Below are 11785 nucleotides of genomic sequence, written 5' to 3'. Positions count from 1 at the left end.
AGACCATGTCGTTGAAGATCCGTCTCACCCGCGGCGGCGCCAAGAAGCGTCCCTACTACCGCATCGTCGTCGCCGACGCCCGCTCGCCGCGCGACGGGCGCTTCATCGATAAGGTCGGCGTGTACGACCCGATGAAGGCCAAGGACGATCCGGCCCGCGTGCAGCTGGAGAGCGAGAAGATCCAGTCCTGGCTCGCCAAGGGCGCGCAGCCGACCGACCGGGTGCTGCGCTTCCTCGATGCCGCCGGCCTCGCCAAGCGCCCAGCGCGCAACAACCCGCAGAAGGCGGAGCCGGGCGAGAAGTCCAAGGAGCGCGCGGCCAAGCGCGCCGAGAAGGCCGCCGCGCCGGCCGAAGACGCGGCGGCCTGACGGGCGCCGCACCATGGCGCGCCGCCCCGGAGGCACCCCACCCCGCGGCGGCCGCGCCCGCCCCGGCCGGCTCGCGCCGGCCGCCGAGACGTCGCCCCGGCCCCAGCGGCCGGCGGCGAAGCCCGCGCCCGTCTCAGCCGACCCGGACCTCGTCCTGCTGGGCGAGTTCGGGCGCGCCCAGGGCCTCAACGGCCAGGTGCGGCTGAAATCCTACACGGCCGACCCTGCGGGAATCGCCGGCTACGGCCCCCTCGTCACCGGGGACGGGCGCAGCATCGCGCTCACCGAGGCCCGCCCCGCCCCGGGCGCCGCGCCGGACATCCTCGTGGTGCGCGTGGAGGGCGTCGAGGACCGGACCGGTGCCGAGGCGTTGAACCGCCTCCTGCTCTACGTGCCCCGCGCGCGCCTCGGCGAGGCCGCCGATGCGGACGAGTTCCTGATCACCGACCTGATCGGCCTGCCCGTCATCGACATCGCGGGCGCTCGCCTCGGCACCATCACGGCCGTGCCGAACTACGGCGGCGGGGATCTCCTGGAGATCCGCCCCGAGGCGGGCGGCGCCACCGCGCTCCTGCCCTTCACGAAAGCCTTCGTGCCGGAGCTCGACCCGAAGGCGGGCCGCGTCGTGGTCGCGCCGCCCGACGACCTGTTCGCCCCGCCGGGCGAGAAGCCGCCCGAGGAGCCGGACTGAGGGGCTTCGCGGAGGGCCCGATCCGGCTCACCGCGCCTTCGCGGGCTGTCGCGTCGTCTCGTCCCGGCAGGGCCGGATCGTCTTCGGGTCCGGCCGCCGGTCCGGCGCAGGCGCCTCGAACACCGCTAGGTAGCCGACGCCGCCCGTGAGCGTCGTGAAGGCGGTCTCCCGGTAGCCCGCGGCGGCGAGCTCGCAGCGCAGGAGCTTCGGGGGCGTGCCGTGGCGCGAGGGGATGTCGTCGGCATCGACGATCCCGACCCGGCCGCCGGGCTTCATCGCCGCCGCGAGGTTGTGCAGCAACCCGTAGGGCTGCGTGATCTCGTGGTACATGTGCACGAGGACCGCCGCATCGACGGAGGCCGCGGGCAGCCGCGGATCGTGCGCCTCGCCGCGCACCACGGTGACGTTCCCGAGCCCTTCGCGGCGGATCCGGGCTTCGAGGTCCCGGAGGTAGCCGGGCGTCAGGTCCTCGGCGAGCACCCGGCCCGTTGCGCCGACGAGGGGCGAGAGCCGCACCGCGTAGTAGCCGCTGCCGGCGCCGATATCCGCCACCGTCTCGCCGGGCGCGATGCGCATCAGGCGGGCCACCTGCCCGAACTCGTCCGCCGCCTCCCGCTCCTTCTCCAGCGCCCACTGCGCCGCAATGATCTCGGCCACCGGCCGGTCCGGCCGCGGGAAGGCCGAGTCCGGGGTGCCGGGCGGCGCGAGGGGCTCGGCGGCACCGGCGGACCCGGGCAGGGCCGCTGCCAGGGCCAGGAAGAGGAGCCCGATGCGGCTTGCGGCGCGCAGCCCAGTCCGGCGCGCGGTCTCGGTTTCGGTTCGGATCTTGGTTCGGATCTTGGCTTGGATCATGGCTCCACAACCCGCGCCGCCGGCTTCGGTGCCGTTGACCGGGCGGCCGCGGAGGCGCCATCAAGCCGCATGGAGCCCACCCTACTGCCCCCCGAGACCGCCGTGCCCTGGCGCGCGACGGTGCTGACCCTCTACCCCGAAATGTTCCCGGGGCCCCTCGGCCTGTCGCTCTCGGGCGATGCCCTGGCCCGCGGCGGCTGGGCGCTGGAGGCTCGCAACATCCGCGCGCACGGGATCGGGCGACATCGCAGCGTCGACGACAACCCGGCCGGCGGCGGCGCCGGGATGGTGCTGCGCTGCGACGTACTCGCCGCCGCGATCGACGCGGCCGCGCCCGAGGGCGACCCGCGGCCGCGCCTGCTGATGTCGCCGCGCGGCCGGCCCCTGAGCCAGGCGCGCGTGCGGGCGCTGGGTGCCGGGCCCGGGCTCGTCGTGGTCTGCGGGCGGTTCGAGGGGGTCGACGAGCGCGTCATCGCGGGCCGCGGGCTCGAGGAGGTCTCGATCGGCGACTATGTCCTGTCCGGCGGAGAAATCGCCGCGATGGTGCTGATCGACGCCTGCGTGCGCCTGCTGCCCGGCGTGATGGGCAAGGCGGCCTCGGGCGAGGAGGAGAGCTTCGAGGACGGGCGCCTCGAATATCCCCACTACACCCGTCCGCGGGACTGGGAGGGCCGGCCGATCCCGGACGTCCTGACCGGCGGCAACCACGCCGCCATCGCCCGCTGGCGCCGGGCCGAATCGGAGCGCCTCACCCGGGAGCGCCGGCCGGACCTGCTGCGGCGCGACCCCTGAGGGACGGATCCCGGCCGCGCCTCAGGGCAGCATCGGCTCCACCAGGGGCGCCAGCGCGAGGCCGAGGCCGAACACGGCGACGCAGAGGCGGCGGAACTGGCAATCGCTGATCATGACGGGCATCCCGGAGGGCGGCTGGCGGCCGCTGCGTGGAGATGCCTCTAAGGGGCTCCCGTTGCGGGGATGTTGCGTCGAGGATTGCGTCGCCCGGAGCCGGGCTGCCCCAGCGCCCGCGGACCGGTCTCAGGCCGGCTCGACGTCGATGACCGGTCCGCCGACGTCGAGGAAGGCCGGCTCCGGCCGTTCGTCTTCCGGCTCTTTCGCAATGTGCTTCGATTTCGGGACCAGGCAGAGGCCGGCGAGCAGGAGCACGGCCCACGCGCAGGGGAGCGCGACCTCTTCGAACGTCATCGGGAATACGCCTTACGCACCATGAAGATGGCAGGATCGCGCAGTAACCTTAAGGCGGCGTTCCCGGGGCCCCTGCCCGGTGTTGCGCTCCGGCCGCGCAGGGGCCGCCTGCACGCCTGGCGTGTCCCCGGTCACTTGCTTTCACCCCGAATCAGGATCATGCCGCTGCGCGGGACACTCCTCCCCAACGAGGAGCGCCCATCTGTAAGGATGGATCACATGACGAACCGACCCGCCACGCGCCCCCGCGTGCCCTATTTCTCGTCCGGCCCCTGCACCAAGCGTCCGGGCTGGAGCCTCGACGCGCTCGGCGACGCCGCCCTCGGCCGCTCGCACCGCTCGCCCCTCGGCAAGGCCAAGCTCAAGGAAGCGATCGACCTGACGCGCCAGGTGCTGCGCGTGCCGGCCGACTACCGCATCGGCATCGTTCCGGCCTCCGACACCGGCGCCGTCGAGATGGCGATGTGGACGATGCTCGGGCCGAAGACCGTCGAGGTCGCGGCCTGGGAGGCCTTCGGGGCCGAGTGGGTCACGGACGCCCTCAAGCAGCTCAAGATCAACCCGCGCATCCACCAGACGCCCTACGGCGTGCTGCCGGACCTCGCGGCGATCGACACGCAGCACAACGACGTCATCTTCACCTGGAACGGCACCGCCGCGGGCGTGAAGGTGCCGAACGGCGACTGGATCGCGGCCGACCGCGAGGGCCTGATGATCTGCGACGCCACCTCGGCGGCGTTCGCCCAGCCCCTGGCCTGGGACAAGCTCGATGTCGTCACCTTCTCCTGGCAGAAGGTGATGGGCGGCGAGGCCGCGCACGGCATGCTGATCCTCTCGCCCCGCGCCGTCGCGCGCCTCGAGAGCCACACGCCCGCCTGGCCCGTGCCGAAGGTCTTCCGCCTGACGAAGGGCGGCAAGCTCATCGAGGGCATCTTCAAGGGCGACACCATCAACACGCCCTCGATGCTCGCCACCGAGGACTACCTCGACACCCTCCGCTGGGCGGAGCGCATCGGCGGCCTCGACGCGTTGCTCGCCCGCGCGGACGCCAACGCGAAGACGATCCTCGACTGGGTCGCGCGCACGCCCTGGATCGCCAACCTCGCGGTCGACCCGGCCACCTACTCGAACACCGGCGTCTGCCTGGTGATCGCCGACCCGGACGTGCTCGCCAAGGGCGACGCGGCGGTGGCGGCGGTGGCCAAGGACATCGTGGAGATCCTCGAAGCCGAGGGCGTCGCCCTCGACATCGGCGCCTACCGCGACGCGCCCCCCGGCCTGCGCGTCTGGTGCGGCGCTACCGTCGAGCGCTCGGACCTCGAGGCCCTGACCCCGTGGCTCGACTGGGCCTTCGGCGAGGCCAAGGCGAAGCTCGCCCGGGCGGCGTAGGCCGAGGTCGGCCGGAGCACACCCGGCCGCCGCCATCTCTCCCTCCCCCCTCCGCGGGGGAGGGTGGCCCGCGAAGCGGGTCGGGAGAGGGGCGGCGCCGGACGAAGCGGCTCCAGCCTCTCGGCCATCCCGGACACCCGGCTTCCCGCCCCCGCTAGGGGGAGGGACGGCTGCGTCGCGGGCCCGATACGAATGATCCCCAAAAATTCCGCGCCCGGGCCCCTGCCCGGCCGCCCCACCCTCCCCCGACACACCAGAGCAGGAGGCATGCGATGCCCGCTCCCAAGGTGCTCATCTCCGACGCGCTGTCGGAAGCCGCTGTCCAGATCTTCCGTGACCGCGGCATCGACGTCGATTTCCGCCCCGAACTCGGCAAGGACAAGGAAGCGCTCGCCGCCGTCATCGGCGACTACGACGGCCTCGCGATCCGCTCCGCCACCAAGGTGACCCCGAAGATCCTCGCGGCGGCCGCGCGCCTGCGGGTCGTCGGCCGCGCCGGCATCGGCGTCGACAACGTCGACGTGCCGGCCGCGACCGCCAAGGGCGTCATCGTGATGAACACGCCCTTCGGCAACTCCATCACCACCGCCGAGCACGCCATCGCGCTGATGTTCGCGCTGGCTCGCCAGATCCCCGCGGCCGACCTCTCCACCCAAGGCGGCAAGTGGGAGAAGAACCGGTTCATGGGCGTCGAGCTGACGGCCAAGACCCTCGGGGTGATCGGCTGCGGCAACATCGGCGCCATCGTGGCCGACCGGGCGATCGGCCTGAAGCTCAAGGTCGTGGCCTACGACCCCTTCCTGTCGCCCGAGCGCGCCCTGGAGATCGGCGTCGAGAAGGTTGAGCTCGACCAGCTCCTCGCCCGCGCCGACATCATCACGCTGCACGTGCCGATGACGGACAAGACCCGCAACATCCTCTCGGCGGAGGCGCTGGCCAAGGCCAAGCGCGGCGTGCGCATCGTCAACTGCGCCCGCGGTGGGCTGGTGGACGAGGCGGCGCTGCGGGCGGCCCTCGATTCGGGCCACGTCGCCGGGGCGGCCTTCGACGTGTTCGTGGAGGAGCCCGCCACGCAGAACCCGCTGTTCGGCCACCCCAACGTGATCTGCACGCCCCATCTCGGCGCCTCCACCAGCGAGGCGCAGGAGAACGTGGCGCTCCAGGTCGCCGAGCAGATGGCGGACTATCTGCTCAGCGGCGCCATCAGCAACGCCATCAACTTCCCCTCGATCTCCGCCGACGAGGCGCCCCGCCTCAAGCCCTTCGTGGCGCTCGCCGACAAGCTCGGCTCCTTCCTGGGCCAGCTCACCGACGCCCCCGTGAAGGGCATCCGCATCACCTACGAGGGCGAGGTCGCGGGCATGAACACCCGCGCCCTGACCTCGGCGGCGGTGACCGGCGTGCTGCGGCCGTTCCTCGCCGACATCAACATGGTCTCGGCGCCCGCCATCGCCCGGGAGCGCGGCATCGTCGTCGACGAGGTGAAGCGCGAGGGCGGCAACGGCGACTACGAGTCGGTGGTGCGCATCACCGTCGAGGCCGAGGACATGCCGCGGGACGCCGCCGGCACCGTCTTCCACGACGGCAAGCCGCGGGTCATCGAGATCCGCAGCATCGAGATCGACGCGCCGTTCGCGCCGCACATGCTCTACGTGCGCAACCACGACAAGCCGGGCTTCATCGGCCGCTTCGGCAGCGTGCTCGGCGAGGCCGGCGTCAACGTCGCGACGTTCAACCTCGGCCGCGAGGCGGAGGGCGGCAACGCCATCGCCTTCGTGGCGGTGGACGGCCCTGTGGCGCCCGAGGTGCTGGCCGAGATCGCGGCAATCCCGCAGGTGAAGCGGGTGCGGGCCGTGAGCTTCTGAGGCGAGCCCAGGTCGGACATAGACGAGGAAGGGCCCCGGAGCGATCCGGGGCCCTCTTTTCTTGCGCTACCGCGGACCCCGAGGGGTCGGGTTCGACCGATCAGTAGTTGTAGGCACGCTCGCCGTGGTCGGCGATGTCGAGGCCCTCGCGCTCCTCGTCCTGCGTCACCCGCAGGCCGATCGTCACGTCGATCAGCTTGTAGAGGATCGCCGAGCCGATGCCCGAGAACAGCAGGGTGAAGCCGACGGCCTTGCCCTGCGCCAGGAGCTGCGTGGCGAGGTCGTAGGGGCCGACGACGAGCTCGCCGGGCTTCGTGGTGTAGTCCGGCAGGCCGACGCCGCCCAGCGCCGGGTTCACCAGGATGCCGGTGCCGAGCGCACCCAGGATGCCGCCGATGCAGTGGACGCCGAACACGTCGAGGCTGTCGTCGTAGCCCAGCGCGTTCTTCACGGTCGAGCACATGATGAAGCAGACCGCGCCCGCGATGAGGCCCAGCACGATCGAGCCCATCGGGCCCGCGAAGCCCGCCGCCGGGGTGACGGCGACGAGGCCCGCGATGGCGCCCGACAGCATGCCGAGGAGCGACGGCTTGCCCTTGAGCGCCCACTCCACGAACAGCCAGGAGACGGCGGCCGCGGCGGTGGCCACGAAGGTGTTGATCATGGCGAGCGCGGTGGTGCCGTTCGACTCAAGGTTGGAGCCGGCGTTGAAGCCGAACCAGCCGACCCAGAGCAGCGAGGCGCCGATCATCGTCATGGTCAGGGAGTGCGGCGCGAGCAGGTCACGGCCGTAGCCGATGCGCTTGCCCATGATCAGGCAGCCGACGAAGCCCGCGATGCCCGCGTTGATGTGCACCACGGTGCCGCCCGCGAAGTCGAGGGCGCCCCACTTGAAGATCATGCCCGCATCGGCGTTGACGGCGTCGAGGGCGGCCTGGGCCGAGGCCTTCGAGGCGTCGTCGGTGGCCGCGGCCAGCGCCTTGGCGGCGTTGCCCACCGCGTCCGGGCCGGCCCAGTACCAGACCATGTGCGCCATCGGGAAGTAGATCAGCGTGACCCACAGGATGGTGAACACGACCAGCGCCGAGAACTTCATCCGCTCCGCGAAGGCGCCGACGATGAGCGCCGGGGTGATCATCGCGAACGTCATCTGGAAGCAGATGTAGACGTATTCGGGGATCACGACGCCGTTCGAGAAGGTCGCCGCCACCGAGTTCGGGTCGACGCCCTTGAGGAACACCTTCGAGAAGCCGCCCACGAAGTCGTTGAGGCCGCCGCCGTTGGTGAAGGCGAGGCTGTAGCCGTAGCAGACCCACAGCAGGCAGACGATCGCCGCGATGGCGAAGACCTGGGTCAGCACCGAGAGCATGTTCTTGGTGCGCACGAGGCCGCCGTAGAACAGCGCCAGCCCCGGCACGACCATCATCAGCACGAGGAGGGCCGAGACCAGCATCCAGGCGGTGTCGCCCTTGTTGGGCAGCGGCGAGGGCGGGGCGGCGGTGGCGGCTTCCGGCACCGGCGTCTGCGCGAGGGACGGCTCCACCAGGATGGCGGCCAGCGCCGCCCCTCCCAGGCCGAGCGCGAGGATGGTGCGAAGTTTCATGGACACGAGACTCCCGATCGCGATGCGATTCTGGTTGTGAAGCGGTGGTTCGGTGTTGGCCCGGCGCTCCCCCGCCGGATTCGGCGGTCGCGGGCGCCCGGTCGCGGGGCTCAGAGGGCGTCGGCGTCCGTCTCGCCGGTGCGGATACGGACCGCCTTCTCCAGCGGCATCACGAAGATCTTTCCGTCGCCGATCTGCCCGGTGCGGGCGGCGCCGGCGATCGCGTCGATCACGCTGCTCGTGAGGTCGGCGGACACCGCGACCTCGATCTTGAGCTTCGGCAGGAAGCTCACCGCGTACTCGGCGCCCCGGTAGATCTCGGTGTGGCCCTTCTGACGGCCGTAGCCCTTCACCTCGGTGACGGTCAGGCCGTGCACGCCGATGCCGGTGAGGGCGTCGCGCACCTCCTCCAGCTTGAACGGCTTGATGATGGCCATCACGATTTTCATGGGCGGCGCCCCCTTGTGCGAACGGGAAGCCGGTTGCCGAGGCCGCCCCTGCGCGGCGGCCCGGTCCGGATTGTCCGCGGGGATCGGAATGACCCCGCGTTCGGCGGCCGTCATTCAAGGACTATGCCAGCGGTGTCGCGGCCGGGAACCTTTTGGACCTTCGCGCGGCTGCCTAGCTGTTGGACGCCGGCTGGTGCTTTCGCGTGCGCGGCGGCGCCTCAAACTGCATACGAATTGTGCAGGAAGCCGCTCGCGGCGGCAGAATTCGGTCGCGGGCTCCGCTCGGCGTGACGCGTGCCGCATTTATGGGACCCCGCGCGCCGCAGCAGCCGCGCCGGGCGAACCCGGAGCGGTCGGGGGCTCCGAGGGCCTTCGCCCGTCGTCGTCGGGTGCCCTATCGGTCCTGGTCGCGCGGGCGGATCAGGCCCTCCTGGGCCACGGAAGCCACGAGGTTGCCGGCGGCGTCGAAGATCTGCCCGCGGGAGAAGCCGCGGGCGCCGCCGCCCGCCGGGCTGTCCTGCGCGTAGAGGAGCCATTCATCCGCCCGGAACGGGCGGTGCAGCCAGAGCGCGTGGTCGAGGCTCGCCGACTGGATCTCCGGGTCGAACACCGTCCGCCCGTGCGCGATCAGGGAGGCGTCGAGGAGCGTCATGTCCGAGGCGTAGGCCAGCACCGCCTGATGTATCGCCGGATCGTCCGGCAGGGCGGAGGCCGCCCGGAACCAGACATTGCAGCGCGGCTCGCTCGGCTCGCGCCGGATGTAGCGCGCGAGCTCCACCGGGCGCAGCTCGATCGGGCGGGGCCGGGCGAAGTAGCCCGCCACGGCGGGCGGGATCGTCCCGGCCGCGCCGGCGATCAGGGCGCGGGTGTCCGGCAGGGACTCCGCCGGCGGCACGTCCGGCATCGTCGCCTGGTGGGTGAAGCCTTCCTCGACCGCCTGGTAGGAGATCGACATCGCGAAGATCGCCCGGCCGTGCTGGACCGCCTTGACCCGCCGCGTCGTGAAGCTGCGCCCGTCGCGGATGCGCTCCACCTCGTAGACGATCGGCACCTTGGGGTCGCCGCCGAGGAGGAAGTAGGCGTGCAGCGAGTGGGGCGGTCGGCTCGGCGGCACGGTGCGGGTCGCGGCGACGAGGGCCTGGGCCACCACCTGCCCGCCGAACACCCGCGGCCAGCCGCCCCCCGGGCTGGTGCCGCGGAACAGGTCGACCTCGAGGCGTTCGAGGTCGAGGATGCCGAGGAGTTCGGCGACGATTCCGGTCATGGTCAGGATCGGCTTCCGTGTGGTGGCTGACGGGTGCCCCTCGGCCCCACGACATACCGGTTTCCGGGCAAGCGTCCATCACCCCCCGTCGGCACGCCGCATTGCCGGGCGGTCGCCGGGATGGCACTGCGGAACGAAACGTCCGCCGGATCGGCGGGCAGGAGGGCAGCATGTCCGAAACGACGCCGCGGCCGGGCAGCCGCCGCATCCTCGTCGCCGGCGGCGGTATTCCGGGGCTCGCCTTCGCGGTGGCCCTGAAGCAGGCGCACGGGCCCGCCGTCGACGTCACGCTGTGCGACCCCGGCCTGCCGGCGGGCGCCGCCCGGCACCGCGGCCGGGCCTTCGCGGTGGCGGCCGGGGCGCGCCGGATGCTGGAGCGGCTCGGCGTCTGGGCGCGCATCGCCGACCGGGCGCAGCCCATCGCCGAGATGGCGATCAGCGACAGCCGCCTCGCCGACCCGGTGCGGCCGGTCTTCCTCACCTTCGCGCAGGACGCGGGCGCGGACGGCCCCCTCGACGGCCCCTTCGCTCACATGGTCGAGGCGGAGCCGCTGGCCGGCGCCCTGCTCGAGGCGTGCCGCGAGGCGGGCGTGACCCTGGAGGCCGTCGGCATCGCGCGGGCGGTGCCGGGCGCCACCGCGATCGAGGCCGCGCTCGGCGACGGGCGGACGCACCGGGCCTCCCTCCTCGTCGCCGCGGACGGGGCGCGCTCGCGCCTGCGCGAGGCCGCGGGGATCGGCTGGGTCGGCCGCGACTACCCGCAGACCGGCATCGTGGCGACGATCGGCCACGCGCGCGACCATGCGGGCCGGGCCTTCGAGCACTTCCTGCCGAGCGGGCCGTTCGCGATCCTGCCGCTGGCCCCGGGCGGGACCCTCGGGCACCGCTCCTCGATCGTCTGGACGGAGCGCAGCGCCGACGTGGCGGCCCTCCTCGGGGGCGACCCGACCGAGGTGCTCGGCGAGATCGAGCGCCGCTTCACGCCCGAGCTCGGGACCCTCGCGCTGGAGCACGGGCCGAGCGCCCATCCGCTGGCGGTGGGCATCGCCCGGCGCTTCTACGGGGAGCGGCTGGCGCTGCTGGGGGACGCCGCCCACGTAATCCACCCGATCGCCGGCCAGGGTCTCAACCTCGGCCTCGCGGCGGCGGCGGCGCTGGCCGAGGCCGTGTCGGAGGCGCTCCGCCTCGGCCTCGATCCCGGCGATCCGGCGGTGCTGCGGGACTACGAGGCGAGCCGGCGCTTCGACACCGTCGCGATGGCGGCCGCCACGGACGGGCTCAACCGGCTGTTCTCGAACGACCTGCTGCCCCTGCGCGTCGCCCGGGACCTCGGCCTCGGTCTGGTGGACCGGGCGCCGGCCCTCAAGCGCTTCTTCATCGGGGAGGCCGCCGCGACCCGGGGCCGGGAGCCGCGGCTCCTTCGGGGCGAGGCGCTGTAGCGGCGCCGCGGGAAGCGCCCGCAGCCCCCGCCGGCCGGGCACGGCCGCCGGGGGGCATCGTCGGTAAGCGCTGTCCTCAGCCCTTGCGGGCGTTGGCGCGCTCGATGCCTTCCTGGATCAGGCGATGGGCCTCCGCCTTGTCGCCCCAGCGCACGACCTTCACCCACTTGCCGGGCTCGAGGTCCTTGTAGTGCTCGAAGAAGTGCTGGATCTGGCTCAGGGTGATGTCGGGCAGGTCGGTGTAGTTCTCGACCCGGTCGTAGCGCATCGTCAGGTGGCGCGAGGGCACCGCGACGATCTTCTCGTCCTCGCCGGCATTGTCCTCCATCACCAGCACGCCCACGGGGCGCACGCTCATGATCGCGCCGGGCGCGATGGCGCGGGTGTTGGCCACCAGCACGTCGCAGGGGTCGCCGTCGCCCGACAGGGTGTGGGGAATGAAGCCGTAATTCCCGGGGTAGTGCATCGCCGTATAGAGGAAGCGGTCGACCACGAGGGCGCCGGAATCCTTGTCCATCTCGTACTTGATCGGCTCGCCGCCGATCGGCACCTCGATGATCACGTTGACGTCGTGCGGCGGGTTCTTGCCGATCGAGACGGCGTCGATGAGCATGTTTCCTCTCCAGACCTTCGGCACCGCGGCGGGACGGCGCGCGCAGGCT

12 protein-coding genes are annotated in these 11785 nt (G+C 72.5%); 6 read left to right on the top strand and 6 right to left on the bottom strand.

Going from position 1 to position 11785, the window contains the following annotated elements:
• Nucleotides 1-5 precede the first annotated feature (5 nt).
• Nucleotides 6-368, top strand: a complete 363-nt coding sequence (gene rpsP, locus ACLBXP_RS20035) for a 30S ribosomal protein S16 (protein WP_447669551.1) — start codon at nt 6-8, stop codon at nt 366-368.
• 13 nt (nt 369-381) lie between these two features.
• Nucleotides 382-1059 (top strand): ribosome maturation factor RimM, encoded by a 678-nt coding sequence (gene rimM, locus ACLBXP_RS20030; protein WP_447669550.1) that lies wholly within the window; start codon nt 382-384, stop codon nt 1057-1059.
• 27 nt (nt 1060-1086) lie between these two features.
• Here rimM and ACLBXP_RS20025 read toward each other — a convergent pair whose 3' ends face one another.
• Entirely contained in the window at nt 1087-1911 is an 825-nt protein-coding gene (locus ACLBXP_RS20025; protein ID WP_447669549.1) for a class I SAM-dependent methyltransferase, read from the bottom strand.
• 69 nt (nt 1912-1980) lie between these two features.
• Here ACLBXP_RS20025 and trmD point away from each other — a divergent pair, with 69 nt between their 5' ends.
• Nucleotides 1981-2703 carry a tRNA (guanosine(37)-N1)-methyltransferase TrmD gene (gene trmD, locus ACLBXP_RS20020; RefSeq protein ID WP_447669548.1) on the top strand — a complete coding sequence of 241 codons (723 nt, stop codon included), beginning with the start codon at nt 1981-1983 and terminating at the stop codon, nt 2701-2703.
• Nucleotides 2704-2946: 243 nt separating this feature from the next.
• On the opposite strand, the gene ACLBXP_RS20015 is transcribed toward trmD, so the two are convergent.
• Complete coding sequence (locus ACLBXP_RS20015) at nt 2947-3114, bottom strand: hypothetical protein (protein WP_447669547.1); 168 nt, start codon at nt 3112-3114, stop codon at nt 2947-2949.
• Nucleotides 3115-3333: 219 nt separating this feature from the next.
• Between ACLBXP_RS20015 and ACLBXP_RS20010 the strand changes: the two genes are divergently transcribed.
• Entirely contained in the window at nt 3334-4503 is a 1170-nt protein-coding gene (locus ACLBXP_RS20010) for a phosphoserine transaminase (protein WP_447669546.1), read from the top strand.
• 272 nt (nt 4504-4775) lie between these two features.
• Nucleotides 4776-6368: a phosphoglycerate dehydrogenase gene (gene serA, locus ACLBXP_RS20005; RefSeq protein WP_447669545.1), complete on the top strand. Its 1593-nt coding sequence runs from the start codon at nt 4776-4778 to the stop codon at nt 6366-6368.
• Between the two features lie 100 nt (nt 6369-6468).
• Here the strand turns inward: serA and ACLBXP_RS20000 are convergent, their stop codons facing one another.
• The 3 genes from ACLBXP_RS20000 to tesB all read right to left on the bottom strand — a co-directional run bounded on the left by ACLBXP_RS20000 (nt 6469) and on the right by tesB (nt 9684).
• Nucleotides 6469-7971 (bottom strand): ammonium transporter, encoded by a 1503-nt coding sequence (locus ACLBXP_RS20000; RefSeq protein WP_447669544.1) that lies wholly within the window; start codon nt 7969-7971, stop codon nt 6469-6471.
• Nucleotides 7972-8081: 110 nt separating this feature from the next.
• Nucleotides 8082-8420 carry a P-II family nitrogen regulator gene (locus ACLBXP_RS19995; RefSeq protein WP_447669543.1) on the bottom strand — a complete coding sequence of 113 codons (339 nt, stop codon included), beginning with the start codon at nt 8418-8420 and terminating at the stop codon, nt 8082-8084.
• Nucleotides 8421-8814: 394 nt separating this feature from the next.
• Nucleotides 8815-9684, bottom strand: a complete 870-nt coding sequence (gene tesB / locus ACLBXP_RS19990) for an acyl-CoA thioesterase II (protein WP_447669542.1) — start codon at nt 9682-9684, stop codon at nt 8815-8817.
• Between the two features lie 170 nt (nt 9685-9854).
• Between tesB and ACLBXP_RS19985 the strand changes: the two genes are divergently transcribed.
• Complete coding sequence (locus tag ACLBXP_RS19985; protein ID WP_447669541.1) at nt 9855-11123, top strand: FAD-dependent monooxygenase; 1269 nt, start codon at nt 9855-9857, stop codon at nt 11121-11123.
• 76 nt (nt 11124-11199) lie between these two features.
• Here ACLBXP_RS19985 and ppa read toward each other — a convergent pair whose 3' ends face one another.
• Nucleotides 11200-11736: an inorganic diphosphatase gene (gene ppa / locus ACLBXP_RS19980; RefSeq protein WP_447669540.1), complete on the bottom strand. Its 537-nt coding sequence runs from the start codon at nt 11734-11736 to the stop codon at nt 11200-11202.
• Nucleotides 11737-11785 lie beyond the last annotated feature (49 nt).

The sequence above is a fragment of the Methylobacterium sp. A54F genome (assembly GCF_053346035.1).
The sequence above is the reverse complement of the archived record's forward strand: the minus strand, read 5'-3'. Positions and strand labels throughout refer to the sequence as shown.